The organism is Methyloversatilis sp. XJ19-13 (genome assembly GCF_024580155.1).
Classification (GTDB): domain Bacteria; phylum Pseudomonadota; class Gammaproteobacteria; order Burkholderiales; family Rhodocyclaceae; genus Methyloversatilis.
In genome coordinates this window covers 21824-35887 of record NZ_JANINH010000009.1, presented here as the reverse complement: position 1 = coordinate 35887, position 14064 = coordinate 21824, and the positions used below count along the sequence as shown (strand labels likewise).

General features: G+C 61.5%; 19 protein-coding genes. 5 read left to right on the top strand and 14 right to left on the bottom strand.

Annotated features, from left to right (window positions below):
• Positions 1 to 22 precede the first annotated feature (22 nt).
• Complete coding sequence (locus NMQ14_RS12735) at positions 23 to 334, bottom strand: hypothetical protein (protein ID WP_257096704.1); 312 nt, start codon at positions 332 to 334, stop codon at positions 23 to 25.
• Between the two features lie 183 nt (positions 335 to 517).
• On the opposite strand from NMQ14_RS12735, the gene rpoH reads away from it, so the two are divergent.
• Positions 518 to 1405, top strand: coding sequence for an RNA polymerase sigma factor RpoH (gene rpoH, locus NMQ14_RS12730; RefSeq protein ID WP_257096702.1), 888 nt, complete (start codon positions 518 to 520; stop codon positions 1403 to 1405).
• A 67-nt stretch (positions 1406 to 1472) separates the two neighbouring features.
• Here rpoH and NMQ14_RS12725 read toward each other — a convergent pair whose 3' ends face one another.
• The 5 genes from NMQ14_RS12725 to NMQ14_RS12705 are packed head-to-tail and all read right to left on the bottom strand — an operon-like array spanning position 1473 to position 5226.
• Positions 1473 to 2057, bottom strand: a complete 585-nt coding sequence (locus NMQ14_RS12725; RefSeq protein ID WP_257096700.1) for an SCO family protein — start codon at positions 2055 to 2057, stop codon at positions 1473 to 1475.
• A complete protein-coding gene (gene cyoE / locus NMQ14_RS12720) occupies positions 2054 to 2953 on the bottom strand; it encodes a heme o synthase (protein ID WP_257096699.1) in 900 nt (299 codons plus the stop codon). Before cyoE ends, NMQ14_RS12725 begins: the two co-directional genes overlap by 4 nt.
• A complete protein-coding gene (locus NMQ14_RS12715) occupies positions 2934 to 3950 on the bottom strand; it encodes a heme A synthase (RefSeq protein WP_257096697.1) in 1017 nt (338 codons plus the stop codon). Before NMQ14_RS12715 ends, cyoE begins: the two co-directional genes overlap by 20 nt.
• Positions 3950 to 4507 (bottom strand): hypothetical protein, encoded by a 558-nt coding sequence (locus NMQ14_RS12710; protein WP_257096695.1) that lies wholly within the window; start codon positions 4505 to 4507, stop codon positions 3950 to 3952. Before NMQ14_RS12710 ends, NMQ14_RS12715 begins: the two co-directional genes overlap by 1 nt.
• Complete coding sequence (locus tag NMQ14_RS12705; protein WP_257096693.1) at positions 4504 to 5226, bottom strand: SURF1 family protein; 723 nt, start codon at positions 5224 to 5226, stop codon at positions 4504 to 4506. The genes NMQ14_RS12710 and NMQ14_RS12705 overlap by 4 nt, the downstream gene beginning before the upstream one ends.
• A 51-nt stretch (positions 5227 to 5277) precedes the next feature.
• Between NMQ14_RS12705 and NMQ14_RS12700 the strand changes: the two genes are divergently transcribed.
• Complete coding sequence (locus NMQ14_RS12700; protein WP_257080855.1) at positions 5278 to 5472, top strand: twin transmembrane helix small protein; 195 nt, start codon at positions 5278 to 5280, stop codon at positions 5470 to 5472.
• A 171-nt stretch (positions 5473 to 5643) separates the two neighbouring features.
• Here the strand turns inward: NMQ14_RS12700 and NMQ14_RS12695 are convergent, their stop codons facing one another.
• The 8 genes from NMQ14_RS12695 to mpl form a co-directional block, all read right to left on the bottom strand.
• Positions 5644 to 6510, bottom strand: coding sequence for a cytochrome c oxidase subunit 3 (locus tag NMQ14_RS12695; RefSeq protein WP_257096691.1), 867 nt, complete (start codon positions 6508 to 6510; stop codon positions 5644 to 5646).
• 27 nt (positions 6511 to 6537) lie between these two features.
• The gene (locus tag NMQ14_RS12690; RefSeq protein WP_257096689.1) at positions 6538 to 6726 is read right to left on the bottom strand and encodes a DUF2970 domain-containing protein; all 189 of its coding nucleotides are present in this window, start codon (positions 6724 to 6726) and stop codon (positions 6538 to 6540) included.
• Positions 6727 to 6728: 2 nt separating this feature from the next.
• Entirely contained in the window at positions 6729 to 7322 is a 594-nt protein-coding gene (locus NMQ14_RS12685) for a cytochrome c oxidase assembly protein (RefSeq protein WP_373457193.1), read from the bottom strand.
• Positions 7319 to 7438 carry a cytochrome oxidase small assembly protein gene (locus NMQ14_RS12680; protein WP_257081072.1) on the bottom strand — a complete coding sequence of 40 codons (120 nt, stop codon included), beginning with the start codon at positions 7436 to 7438 and terminating at the stop codon, positions 7319 to 7321. Before NMQ14_RS12680 ends, NMQ14_RS12685 begins: the two co-directional genes overlap by 4 nt.
• Positions 7439 to 7446: 8 nt before the next feature.
• Positions 7447 to 9033: a cytochrome c oxidase subunit I gene (gene ctaD, locus NMQ14_RS12675; protein ID WP_257080851.1), complete on the bottom strand. Its 1587-nt coding sequence runs from the start codon at positions 9031 to 9033 to the stop codon at positions 7447 to 7449.
• A 51-nt stretch (positions 9034 to 9084) separates the two neighbouring features.
• Complete coding sequence (gene coxB / locus NMQ14_RS12670; RefSeq protein ID WP_257096684.1) at positions 9085 to 10137, bottom strand: cytochrome c oxidase subunit II; 1053 nt, start codon at positions 10135 to 10137, stop codon at positions 9085 to 9087.
• 172 nt (positions 10138 to 10309) lie between these two features.
• Entirely contained in the window at positions 10310 to 10780 is a 471-nt protein-coding gene (locus tag NMQ14_RS12665; protein WP_257096682.1) for a DUF2244 domain-containing protein, read from the bottom strand.
• A 124-nt stretch (positions 10781 to 10904) separates the two neighbouring features.
• Entirely contained in the window at positions 10905 to 12257 is a 1353-nt protein-coding gene (mpl, locus tag NMQ14_RS12660) for a UDP-N-acetylmuramate:L-alanyl-gamma-D-glutamyl-meso-diaminopimelate ligase (protein ID WP_257096680.1), read from the bottom strand.
• 88 nt (positions 12258 to 12345) lie between these two features.
• Between mpl and NMQ14_RS12655 the strand changes: the two genes are divergently transcribed.
• From NMQ14_RS12655 to aroQ, 3 genes are read left to right on the top strand one after another with little or no spacing between them, the layout of a single operon-like run.
• Entirely contained in the window at positions 12346 to 12903 is a 558-nt protein-coding gene (locus NMQ14_RS12655) for a nucleotidyltransferase (RefSeq protein ID WP_257096679.1), read from the top strand.
• Positions 12900 to 13439: a TlpA disulfide reductase family protein gene (locus tag NMQ14_RS12650; protein WP_257096678.1), complete on the top strand. Its 540-nt coding sequence runs from the start codon at positions 12900 to 12902 to the stop codon at positions 13437 to 13439. Before NMQ14_RS12655 ends, NMQ14_RS12650 begins: the two co-directional genes overlap by 4 nt.
• 53 nt (positions 13440 to 13492) lie before the next feature.
• Entirely contained in the window at positions 13493 to 14011 is a 519-nt protein-coding gene (aroQ, locus tag NMQ14_RS12645; protein ID WP_257096677.1) for a type II 3-dehydroquinate dehydratase, read from the top strand.
• Positions 14012 to 14064 lie beyond the last annotated feature (53 nt).

Sequence of the window (14064 nt, the reverse complement as noted above, 5' to 3'; positions counted from 1 at the left end):
TCATCCGGATCATCATGCTTGCTTACTGTTTGGGGGCCGGCAGGTCGATCTCGTCCGGCGACAGGATCCACACGCGGTACAGATCGCCATTGGCGTCGAGCTGATACCGCACGACCTGTTCGGATGTGATCATGACCGGCAGCATGATGCGGTTGTCGGTCGAACGGATGTGCGCACCGGGCGCCAGCCGGAAGACATGCTTGCCCATTTCGACCAGACCGTCCTGCGGCGGCTGCATCTTCGCCTTGATCGCGTCCGGTGGAATCGCACGCAACTGGGCGAGCGCGATCACCGGACAGCACATCAGCAGGAACAGGGCAGTCGGAATGCGCATCGGCGGTTTGACAGGGCGGTGACTGATGAGGGGATTGTAGCGTGCCCCCCGGTCCAATCTCAAAGCGAGCCGTCGCAGTTGGCGTGCAGTGACCCGTTACATATTGCGACGCAATGAACCCTTTCGACGATTAGCACTCAGTGACGAGGAGTGCTAATCTTGCGCACAAGGGAGGAATGCACGATGACCCATGCTTTGATTGTTCCGAATCTGCCGGTGGCTGGCGCCCTCGGCAATATCGACAGCTACATCCAGGCTGCAAACCGCGTACCGCTGCTTACCGAAGAGCAGGAGCAGGCGCTGGCGCGGCGTTTCCGCGACGAGGAAGACCTCGAAGCCGCACGCGCGCTCGTGATGTCCCATCTGCGCCTGGTGATCGCCATTGCGCGCGGCTACCTGGGCTACGGCCTGCCACATGCCGACCTGATCCAGGAAGGCAATATCGGCCTGATGAAGGCCGTGAAGCGCTTCGATCCGGATCGCGGCGTGCGTCTGGTGTCGTTTGCCATCCACTGGATCAAGGCGGAGATCCACGAATACATCCTGCGCAACTGGCGTCTGGTCAAGGTGGCGACGACCAAGGCGCAGCGCAAGCTGTTCTTCAACCTGCGCAGCCTCAAGCACAGCAGCAACACGCTGAATCCCGCTGAGGTCCGCGAAGTGGCGAAGACACTGGGCGTCAAGCCGGAGGAAGTCGTCGAGATGGAAACCCGTCTGACCGGGCAGGACATCGCACTTGAGGGCAATACCGACGACGACGACCGCGACAGTGCCCGCATGGCGCCGATCAGCTGGCTGACCGACAGCGCAGCCGAACCGCTGGAAGTGATGGAGGCGGCGCAGGACGTGCGTCTGCGCGAAGAAGGCCTGCAGTCGGCACTGGCCGCGCTCGACGACCGTAGCCGCACCATCGTGCAGCGCCGCTGGCTGGCTCAGGAAGGTGAATCGGCCACGCTGCATGAACTGGCCGACGAGTACGGCGTATCGGCCGAGCGCATTCGCCAGATCGAAGCGAAGGCCATGCAGAAAATGAAAGCCACCATGCACCGTGCGCTAGGCGTGGCCGCCTGACTCGAAGGACGGGCGCGATCTTTCGGCCGGACAACAAAAAAGCGACCCGAAGGTCGCTTTTTTGTTGTCACCCGGCTGCGAGCAAGGTTTTCAGGTCCTCCGCAATGTTGGCAGCCGTCTCGCCATGCCGGATGAACAGCCGCAGTCGGCCCTGCACATCGTGGACGTAAGTACCCGCGGAATGATCCATCGTGTACTGGCCTTCGGTGCTGCCGGCGACCTTCTGGTAGAAAATCTTGTATTCCTTGGCCGTGGCCGCAGTTGCCGCGGCATCGCCGCGCAGACCAACGAAGGACGGGTCGAATTTCGGCACATAGCCGGCGAGCAGTTCCGCCGTGTCGCGTTCCGGGTCCACCGTGATGAACAGCACCTGCACTTTTGCCGCGTCCGGCCCGAGCTGCTCGAGCGCCTGCTTCATGGTGGACAGGCTTGTCGGGCACACATCGGGGCAATGCGTGAATCCGAAGAACAACGTGACCAGCTTGCCCTTGTAATCGGCGAGCGTTCGCTGCTGGCCGGTGTGGTCGGTCAGCGTGAAACCCCGGCCATATTCGGCACCGGTCACGTCGATGCTGCGATAAGTGGGGCCCGACGGACCACAGCCCGACAGCACAACAGCAAGCAGCGCAGTCGCGAAAAAGCGGCGGTTCATAGCGGGATGTAGTGGTCGACCAGCAGCGCGGCAAACAGCAGCGACAAGTGCCAGAGTGAAAAGCGGAACGTGCGCTTGGCGAGATCATCGGAGTAATTGCGCATCAGGCGCCAGGCGTAGGCAATGAAAGTACCCCCCAGCACGACGGCCGCCGCGAGGTAGATCCAGCCACTCATGCGCGAGGCGAATGGCAACAGGGTCACCGCGAACAGGATCAGCGTATAGAGAAACACCTGCAGCCGGGTGTATTCGGAGCCATGCGTCACCGGCAGCATCGGCAGGCCGGCCTTTGCATACTCCTGAGTGCGGTAGAGCGCCAGAGCCCAGAAATGCGGTGGGGTCCACGCAAAAATGATCAGGAACAGCAGCAGTGCGTCGGAAGACACCTCACCGGTCACCGCGGCCCAGCCCAGCACCGGCGGCATCGCGCCCGAGGCACCGCCGATCACGATGTTCTGCGGTGTCGCCGGCTTTAGTATGACGGTGTAGATGATGGCGTAACCGATGAAGGTCGCCAGCGTGAGCCACATGGTCAGCGGGTTGACCCAATGGTAAAGCAGGGTCAGGCCAACTCCGCCGACCACACCCGAGAACACCAGCGTTTCGAGCGAGTTCACTTCACCGCGCGGCAACGGACGCGCCCTCGTGCGCGCCATCACGGCGTCGATTTTCTGTTCCACCAGGCAGTTGATCGCAGCAGCAGCGCCCGCCACCAGCCCGATCCCCACGGTGGCGGCCAGCACCACACCCATCGGCGGCAGGCCTTGCGGCACCGCGAGAAACATGCCAATTACCGCGCAGAAAACGATGAGCTGGACAACGCGCGGCTTGGTCAGCTGCAGGTAATTGGCCAGCCTCAGCGACAGGGGCGGAAGGTCAAGCCGCATGGCTTTCATGGAGAACTCCGGGATAGCGTTGCTGCGCAGTCGCGCGAAGACGGTAGTTTATCAGCACCATCACGATCACCAGCGCAGCAGCGCCGCCGTTGTGTGCAGCAGCCAGCGGAAGCGGCAGGCTGAACCAGACATTGGCAAGACCGAGCAACACCTGCAGCACCAGAATCACCAGCAGCACTGTCGAAAGCGCTGCATGGCCGGCTCTGCGCAGACCAAACGCCAGGGACACCAGCACGAACGTCGCGACGACGGCGCCAACTCGATGCATCCAGTGAATCGCCGTCAAGGCCTCGATGGTCAGCGTCTCGCCATCGGCACCGACGCCCAGCTCACGGATGACGTGGAAGCCGTTGACGACATCCATCTCCGGCACCCAGGCGCCACGGCAGGTCGGCAGGTCGGAACAGGCCAGCGCCGCGTAATTCGTGCTGACCCAGCCACCCAGCGTGATCTGCGCTGCGAGCACCACGAAGGCCGACAGGGCGAACAGGCGCAGCGCCGGACTGACGGTGATGCGGGATGGCGCGAGCGTGCGCGCATACAGGCAGACCAGCAGTGCGAGCACGGTCAGGCCGCCGATAAGGTGGCCGGTGACGATGGCCGGCTTGAGCAGCATGGTGACCGTCCATTTGCCGAACATTGCCTGCAGGCCTACAACGCCTATGAGGGCTGTCGCCAGCCAGGGCGACGCCGCAGGATCGTGTCGGTTGCGCCACGCAAGCGCGGCGATGCCGACAATGCACAAGCCAACGATGCCTGCAAAGTAGCGGTGGATCATTTCCTTCCATGCCTTGGCAAAGGTCACCGGGCCGTGCGGGTCGGCCTCCTGCGCAGCGGTGATGTGGTCGGATGCCTGGGTCACGGTGGCGTGTCCGTAACAGCCCGGCCAATCCGGACAACCCAGTCCGGCGTCGGACAGTCGCACGTAGGCGCCAAGCACGATCAGCGCGAAAGTCATCGCCAGGGTGGCGAGCAGCAGCTTGCGGTAGGTATTCATCAGCCGAGCCTCGAGTACTTCATCAGTCGTTGGAAATCCTTGATCATCTTCTTCGGGTCCGGCTCGTCCGGGTAGCGCATCATCAATTGCCCGAGCGGATCGATCAGATAAATCGCCCTGGCATGCGCAGGCTCCCGGGTCAACGCGGCCAGCGTCGCCGAGCCTTCCGCACGCACGATGTGCATGCCGTCGATCGCCTCGACCAGTCTGGGCTGCGGTGCTGTCGCGTCATTGAGCAGCCACACCCGCTCGATGCGGTCCTGATGCTCGCCCTGCGCCTTGCGTACCTGCCGGATGAAATACAGCGATTGCTCGCAGCGCGCATCGCATGCGCCGCTTTCGGCAAGCACCAGGGTCCAGCGGCCCTTGAGACTGGAAAAATCGAACTGCTTGCCGGCGATCGACGTCAGCACCTCTTTCGGCAAGGGCTGCGGGGACAACAGCTGTCCATAGTTCACGGTGCTGTCGGGTCGCCACAGATAATAAAGTGCATACGAGGCGATCAGGGGCAGCGTGCACACCAGACCGATTACAACCAGCGTCTTCTTGCCGTTCAAGACTTCTCTCCTGTTTTCTTCATGGCGGCGAACAGTCCGGACAACGCAGTGACGAGCGCGAATGCGTACCACTGACCGGCGTAGGCGATGTGCTTGTCGATGCCGAACTCCGGCTTGAACGGGTCGCGTGCCAGACCATCATCGGGACCAGCCTGCTGCGCGAGGATGAAAGGTGCCAGTTCCAGCGAGCTGGCGCGCGCGACGCGATCGACCGTCACGTTCTGCCACACCTTGCCGTCGACCGAGTCAGCCGACAATTCGACGAATCTGGAGTCGGCACGCAGAATGACACCCTGGATACGCTGCACGCCGGGTGCGGTCGGGACCGCCGGCAGGTCTTCACGCAAGCGGCCACTGCGCACCCAGCCACGATCGACCAGGACACAACGCGCCGGCGTCTGGCATAGCGGCATGAACACCCCATAACCGACCTGGCCGTTGCGTACCCGGTTGTCCGCGTAAATCAACTGATCGGCCTTCCACACGCCTTCGACGGTGGCGCTCGAATACTCGGGCGGCGCGACCGCCCCCCAGCGCGTGACATCGAGTGCGGGGGCCGCCTGGGCACGTTCATACGCGGCGAGAAGACCCTGCTTGTAGTGCGCGCGGGCGGTCTGCCATTGTGCGGCGCCGATCGTGACCGCAATGACCAGCGCGCAGATCAGCGCAGGCCAGAAACGGATCACGAAAGTGCGGCGGGCGAAGGTGAACTGGGTCATTGCGGTCAGACGTCCGGGATACACTGGACATCTTGAAAAGGGAATCGTTTGATGCGCTATCTCGTTATCGTCGTGTTGCTGTTCATCATTGCCAGCCTCGGGTCGGCGTTGTTCTTCCTGTTCCGCGATACGGGGAACTCAAGCCGGATGATGCGCGCGCTGGCGCTACGTGTCGGACTGTCGATCGCGCTGTTCGTCGCACTGACGTTGAGCTACCGCTTCGGGCTCATCGAAGGAAAACTCTGAGCGAGGGCTTCATGTCGCTGCCGGGCCCAGCAGCGCTCGTTTCATCAAACGGTTCAACACTGGATCGGATCCACGAAAAAAAGCGCCGCACGAAGTGCGGCGCCGAGTATTTATTTTTTAAGGGCTCTTGTTTGATACCGGCCCACTCTCCTCCTCGCTAATTCCGTACCGTCAGATCCAGTAGACCACCACGAAAAGCAGCAGCCAGACGACGTCAACAAAGTGCCAGTACCAGGCAACCGCTTCGAAGCCGAAATGGTTTTGCGACGTGAAATGTCCGGCAAAGACGCGGCACAGTATCACGATCAGCATCGTTGCACCAATGGTGACGTGAAAACCGTGAAAGCCCGTCAGCAGGTAGAACAGCGATCCGAACACGCCGGTCGTCAGCTTGACGTTCAGATCACTGTAGGCGTGCGTGTATTCGTAGACCTGGAAACCAAGAAATACGACGCCGAGCAGGATGGTCAGAAACAGACCGAGCTTCAGCTGCCCGCGGTTGTCGTGCAGCAGGCCGTGATGCGCCCACGTCAGCGTGGCACCGGAAGTCAGTAGCAGGAAGGTGTTGAGTGCCGGTATGCCCCATGCGCCCATCGGGGTGAACGGTCCGCCGTCGTACGCCGGACCGGGGTTCGGCCAGACGTTCGTCGCCTCGGGCCACAGCAAGGCCTGATGTTCGAGCGACGCGAGATCAGGGATGGCCAGCACACGTGCGTAGAACAGCGCGCCAAAGAAGGCCGCAAAGAACATCACCTCCGAAAAGATGAACCAGCCCATGCTCCAGCGGAAAGACATGCCGACCCGCTTGTTGTACAGCCCGCCTTCCGACTCGTGGGCAACCTTCCGGAACCAGATGAACATCATGTACAGCAGCGTGAGGATGCCGGCGCCCAGAACGTAAGGGCCACCCTGGATCGCGTTCATCGTCAGCACTGAACCCAGTGCAAACAACAGCAGCGCGACCGAACCGGTGATCGGATAGGTCGATGGCGACGGCACGAAGTAATACGGTGCTTGTTGAGGCGTATTCGAACTCATTTTGTAATTTTCCTTCCCGTTATTCTTTCAAGCAATACTGATCAGAACTCTCACAACCACCAGCAACGTGATCACGAACAACGCGGCGGCCACGACGCCCGTGATGATAACTTGCACCGGCGTCAGAGACGCCGCTGCTTCGTCATGATTGCGCTTTCCCCGCACACCGACAAACGCGGACAACACGGTCACGACATTGCGGAACACACTGGCCATGTTCAACCTCCTGCGCCAGCACTGGCGTCGCGTGCGGGCGCCGAAGCCGTCGCACCGGGAACCTCGAAGAAGGTGTACGACAGGGTGATGGTATTTATATCCTTCGGCAGCGAAGGCGACACCAGGAAGGCCACCGGCATCCGCCGCACCTCACCCGCCGAAAGCGTCTGCTGCTTGAAGCAGAAACACTCCATCTTCTGGAAGTACTGCATCGCAGCCGACGGCGTGTAGCTCGGAATGGCCTGCCCGGTCACCGCGTTCTGACGCGTGTTCGACACCTCGTACTCAATCGTCACGACTTCACCCGGGTGCACCACCATGGAACCCGTCACCGGTTTGAAATTCCACGGCAGCTTGTGCAGGTTGGCGTCGAACTCGACCGTCACACTGCGCGAACGGTCAACCTGGGTGTTCAGAGGCAGGCTGTTGTCCTGCTTGTTCAGGTTGTTGACGTCCAGCACCTGACAGAGCTTTTCGTAGAACGGCACCAGCGCGTAGCCGAAGCCGAACATCAGAAATGCGGACACGATCAAGCGCACCAGCGTCGAGCGGTTGCGTCTTTCGGACACCGTTCCGCCCTGCTCCGGCGTCGTCATTGGCCGGACAACCCGTAACGAACCACGAACGCCACGAACACGGCAATCGCAGTCCCCGCCAGCCACACCGCAGTACGTACGTTGCGGCGGCGGAGCTCGTCATCACTTGAGGTCACAGCGGCGCTCACTTGAAGACCGGAGGCGTTTCGAAGGTGTGATGCGGCGCCGGCGACGGCACCGTCCACTCAAGGCCTTCGGCACCATCCCACGGCTTGGCAGAGGCCTTCTCGCCACCCTTGATGCACTTCAGCACGACGACCAGGAACACCAGCTGCGACAGACCGAAGCCGAAGGCACCGATCGACGAGATCATGTTGAACTCAGCAAACTGCAGCGAGTAGTCCGGGATACGGCGCGGCATGCCTGCGAGACCGAGGAAATGCTGAACGAAGAAGGTCATGTTGAAGAACACGATGGACAGCCAGAAATGCAGCTTGCCCAGCTTTTCGTCGTACATGTGGCCCGTCCACTTCGGCAGCCAGTAGTAGGCGCCGGCGTAGGCGGAGAACAGCGCGCCCGCGACCATCACGTAGTGGAAGTGCGCCACGACGTAGTAGCTGTCGTGCAGCTGGATATCCACCGCCGTCATCGACAGCACCAATCCGGAGAAGCCGCCCAGCGTGAAGAGGAACAGGAAGCCGATCGAGAACAGCATCGGAGTTTCGAAGCTCAGCGAGCCGCGCCACATGGTGGCTACCCAGTTGAACACCTTCACGCCGGTCGGAATGGCGATCAGCATCGTGGCGAACATGAAGTACAGCTGACCGGCAACCGGCATGCCCACCGTGTACATGTGGTGCGCCCACACGATGAAGGACAGGATGGCGATCGACGAGGTCGCATAGACCATCGAGGCGTAACCGAAAAGCGGCTTGCGCGAGAACGCGGGAATCACCTGCGACACGACACCGAAAGCCGGGATCGCAATGATGTAGACCTCGGGATGGCCGAAGAACCAGAAGATGTGCTGATACAGCACCGGGTCACCGCCACCGGCAGCGTTGAAGAAGCTGGTGCCGAAGTGACGGTCGGTCAGGATCATCGTGACCGCACCGGCCAGAACCGGCATCACCGCGATGACCAGATAGGCGGTGATCAGCCAGGTCCAGCAGAACAGCGGCATCTTCATCAGCGTCATGCCCGGCGCACGCATGTTCAGCAGCGTCGTCACGATGTTGATCGAACCCATGATCGACGAAATGCCGAGAATGTGGACCGCGAAGATCGCCATGTCCATGCCGATGCCCATCTGCACAGTCAGCGGCGGGTAGAGCGTCCAGCCCGAAGCAGCGGCACCGCCCGGCACGAGCAGCGACGAGGTGAGCAGGATGGCCGCCGGCGGCAGCAGCCAGAACGACCAGTTGTTCATGCGCGCAAACGCCATGTCGGACGCGCCGATCATCAGCGGAATCATCCAGTTCGCGAAGCCGACAAAGGCCGGCATGATCGCGCCGAACACCATGATCAGACCGTGCAGCGTCGTCATCTGGTTGAAGCGGTCGGGATCAACGACCTGCAGGCCGGGCTGGAACAGCTCGGCGCGGATGACGAGCGCCATGACGCCGCCAACAAGGAACATCGCGAAACTGAACCACAGATACATCGAGCCGATGTCCTTGTGATTCGTCGTAGTCACCCAGCGCATGATGCCACTGGGTTGATGGTGGTCGTGATCGTGTGCGTGGTCGGCACCGCCCGGAATCGCAGCCATGTTGCTCTCCTGAAAATCTAGAATGTTGACTGAAGGTTCGGAGACGGTCGCTTACTCGCGCGCCACCTTGATGTCCGACGGCTGAACGACTTCACCGGTGGCATTGCCCCAGCTGTTCCGGGTGTACGTGATCACGGCTGCCAGTTCGGTATCGCTCAGGTGCTTGAAAGCAGCCATTGCAGTACCCGACTTGCCGTTCAACAGGATGTCGATCTGACCGTCCTGCGGGCCGAGCACGACCTTGGACCCGACGAGCGCCGGGAAGGCCGGCGGCAAGCCCTGACCATTCGCCTGATGACAGGCGGCGCAGTTGGCAGCAAACACCTTCTCTCCGCGCGGGGTCAGTTCTTCGACGAGGTACATCTTGTTCGGGTCGTCAGCGGCTGCAGCCATCGCCTTCTTCTTGGCGTCAACCCATGCCGCATACTCGTCCTCAGTCACGATCTTGACGACGATCGGCATGTATCCATGTTCCTTGCCGCACAGTTCCGCGCACTGACCGCGATAGGTACCCGTCTTTTCCGCTCGGAACCACGTATCGCGAATGAAACCCGGAATGGCGTCCTGCTTGACGGCAAGTGCCGGCACCCACCATGCGTGGATGACGTCGTTGGCCGTTGTCAGGATGCGGATCTTCTTGCCGACCGGAACAACCAGTTCGTTATCGACTTCGAGCAGGTAGTTCTCGCCCTTCGGCGTTTCATTGCGCACCTGCGGCTGCGGCGTGGAAAGCGTGCTGACGAAATTGATGCCCTCGCCCTCGCCTTTCAGATAGTCATAACCCCATTTCCACTGGTACCCCGTCACCTTGATGGTGATGTCGGCGTTCGTCGTATCACGCATGGCGAGAATGGTCTTCGTCGCGGGCCATGCCATGCCTAGCAGGATGAAAACCGGAACGATGGTCCAGAGTATTTCAACTGTCGTGCTTTCGTGGAAGGTTGCCGCCTTGTAACCGGCGGACTTGCGGTGCACAAACACCGACCAGAACATCACACCGAAAACGGCGACGAAAATGACGCCACAGACGATGGTCATCAGCAGGTGCAGATCGTAGACGTCACGACCGAGCGCCGTGATTGGCTCCTGCAGATTCAGTTTCATTTCCGCCTGGGCAATCCCCGAAAGCAGAAACAAACCCATCGCTGCCCAGGCCCGACGGGCAATGGGCAAGCCACCTCTTGATAGCGCCATAATGCAACCCCAGATTTATGTTGTGATTGGTTCTGTGAAACGGTGATTCCAGACAACGGCCAAGCAACAAACAGCAAAACAGCTAAAAACGTCTTTCCCGCAATCTTCCAGCGAGGTCACGCGCAAGTTTCACGCGACCTTTTTCGTCGAGGTAGCGACCGACCGTCACTTGTCTGTCGCGACACCGCACAACGACTTCCGAACCGAAACCTGCCTTCCGCGTTTCAACTCTTGCCCATGCCGGTGCGAACTCGTATCGGCTCACACGCGTTTTTTCGCAGACCTCGACGAGCAAACGCTCGTCGTCGAGATGGATGCGCTCAAAGTCACCTACCCTGCGCCCGTACGCAATGAACGCAAGCCCGAGCGCGCTGATTTCCAGCCCGGCAAACGGGAACACCCACCACACGCCAACTGCCGCCCACGCAGCCGCTATCACCAACGACAGCGCACAGGTGACCAGAAAAAAAGTCAGGAGCGCGCGCGGCGACATCGAACAATTGCGGCGGGCTTCAATGCTGAACTCGCTGGATTGGCTGAGAACTGCAGACAAGTGGACTGCCTCGGAAGTGGAGCTCCCCTGATACGACCACTGCGGGCCGCTTGGCAAACGATAAGCTAGCACACGCCCCCTCGCTTATCAATATCGCAGCGGCGCAAAACGCAAGACGCGTTCCTCACATCGCCGACGGATCAAGTCGATTCAGCAACTTGCGGTGGACGCCGCCAAAGCCGCCATTGCTCATCACGAGCACGTGGTCGCCGGGAAGCACCACGCTCATCAACTGGTCGAGCAGCGCATCGATCGAAAGTGCGACCCGCGCCCGCTGCCCCAGCGGCGCCAGTGCAGCGACAGCATCCCAGCCCAGGGAATCGCCACCGAGACAGAAGGTCAGGTCGGCGGATTCGAGTGCAGCGGGCAGCCGTGCCTTCATCACGCCGAGCTTCATCGTGTTCGAACGCGGCTCGATGACGGCAAGGATGCGCGCCTTACCCACCTCGGTGCGCAGGGCGCGGATCGTTTCCTCGATGGCGGTCGGGTGGTGCGCAAAGTCGTCATAGACGGTCACGCCGGCCACTTCGCCAATCCGCTCCAGCCTCCGACGGATGCCCCGGAATGTCGCCAGCGATTCGAGCGCATGCTCGGGTCGCACGCCTGCATGGCGCGCCGCGAGCATGGCCGCCAGCGCGTTGTTGGCGTTGTGCATGCCGGGCATCTCAAGCCGGCCCGCAACGTCCTCACCGGCCGGGCCGCGCACGTGCAGCGCCTGTCCGGCCCCCGTAACCTGCCAGCCAGACGGCGTATTGAACCACTCGACTTCGCTCCAGACGCCGCGCGCCAGCACGCGGTGCAAGGATGCTTCGGCGCCATTGGCAATGATGCGGGCGCTTACAGGCATGGTGCGCACAAGGTGGTGGAACTGAGTCTCGATAGCGGCCAGATCAGCAAAGATGTCAGCGTGATCGAACTCGAGGTTGTTCAGAATGGCGGTACGCGGCCGGTAGTGAACGAACTTCGAGCGCTTGTCGCAGAACGCGGTGTCGTACTCATCGGCCTCGATCACGAAGAACGGCGCGTCGCCCAGTCGCGCCGACACACCGAAATTCAGCGGCACGCCGCCGATCAGGAAACCGGGCTTCAGTCCGGCATCCTCGAGCATCCAGGCCAGCATCGAAGTCGTCGTCGTCTTTCCGTGCGTGCCGGCGACCGCGAGCACCCAGCGCCCGGCCAGCACGTGTTCGGCCAACCACTGGGGCCCGGACACATAAGGCAATCCGCGATCCAGTACCGCTTCCAGCAGTGGATTGCCGCGTGACACAGCATTGCCGATGACAAACAGGTCGGGCTTTAGATCGATCTGCGCCGGATCGTAGCCCTCGATCAGGTTGATACCCAGCTGTTCGAGCTGCGTGCTCATCGGCGGATAGACACCGGCATCGCAGCCGCTGACCTGATGTCCGGCCTCTCGCGCCAGCGCGGCGACACCGCCCATGAAGGTGCCGCAGATGCCGAGGATGTGAATGTGCATGGCTGGGTGATGTGACAGAATGGACACAGATTCTATCAACCCGGGCCCGTGCCCATCCTCTGCAGCATCCGCCATGCGCCCCAGCAACATGAGACGGCAGATCGCAAGCACTGCCGCGCGACTGATCGCCGAAGAAGGCATCCGTGACTACGGGCTCGCCAAACGCAAGGCAGCACGTCAGCTCGGCATCGGCCCTAACGAGGAACTGCCGACCAACCTCGAAATCGAGGAGGCGGTACGCACCTATCAGTCACTGTATCTGGCCGACGAACAGCCGGAACAGTTGCGCATGCTGCGTAGCGCCGCCGTGACGCTGATGGCGGAGCTCGCTCGCTTCAACCCCTACGCCACCGGCGGCGTGGTCGACGGGACTGCCGGGCGCTTCACGGCAATCGAACTGCAGGTATTCGCCGACAGCGCAAAGGAAGTCGAACTGTTCCTGCTCAACAACGGCGTCGATTTCGATTCACGCGACCCGCGCCGGCCCGACCGGAACAGCCCGGAAACCACGCTGCTGTTCGATTGGGATGACCTGCCGGTGGAACTGGCGGTCTTCCCGGCCGGTCTGGAGCGATCCCGGGGGCGCGAGCGGCTGCGTGCCGAGTCGCTGCGCGCGCTGCTGGACAATGAGGAGATCGAGGAATGAATATCTGGCTGCGACGCACCCTGATCGCCGCCATCGTGCTGGCCGCCGGCGCCGCTGGCGTATGGAGCGCCCTGTCGCGACAACCGAAGCTGGACGCAGCGTCGACCTCCATCGGCGCCAAACGTCTTGAAGTGCTCCGGCTGGCCGACGCCAGCGGCACCGAAATGCCGTTCTCGGCATGGCGCGGCAAGCTTCTAGTGGTGAATTTCTGGGCCACCTGGTGCCCGCCCTGCCGCGAGGAGATGCCCGGTTTTTCGCGCATTGCCGGACGACTGCGCGATCGCGACGTGCAATTCGTCGGCATCAGCATCGACAGCGCAGACAACGTGCGCCAATACCTGCAGGAAGAAGCGATCAACTATCCTCTGCTGATCGGCGGTTCAGACGCCATACAGATTTCTGCAGAACTGGGCAATTCGGCGCAGGGCATGCCATTCACCGTAATCTTCGCACCCGACGGCAGCGTGGTCGAACGCAAGCTGGGCACTTACAAGGAAGATGAACTGGAAGCCATCCTGCTGGCAAGGTTGCGCTGAGCGCACTGTCCCCGGCTGGACAAATTGCAGCCAAGTCCGGCAAACTTGCAGCCATGCAGCCTACAACTCGCCGCAAGGCGTCAAAAACTGCCGCGCAGCCCGACAGTGTCGTAAAGCCTGCCACGACGCGTCGCTTACTTGTCCTGCACGGGCCCAACCTGAATCTGCTGGGCTCGCGGGAACCTGACATCTACGGTCATCTGACACTGGCCGACATCGATGCCCGGCTGAAAGTGACTGCGCTGGAGCGCGGCGTGGTCATCGAATGCTTCCAGAGCAACCACGAAGGCGAACTGGTCACGCGCATCCAGCACGCGCGGTCCGAACACATCGACTTCATCCTCATCAACCCGGCCGCCTACACCCACACCAGTGTGGCCATTCGCGACGCCCTCGCGTCGGTCAGCATCCCGTTCGTCGAGGTTCATCTGTCGAACGTCCATGCACGAGAAGCATTCAGGCACCACTCCTACCTGTCGGACATCGCCGTCGGCGTCATCTGCGGACTCGGTGCCTACGGTTACGAAGCCGCTCTGGAGTTCGCACTCCGCCGGCTCGACACCACACAATAATTAAACATGCACATACACCGCGCCACGTACGTGGGCGGTTCTTGCGGGGAAAA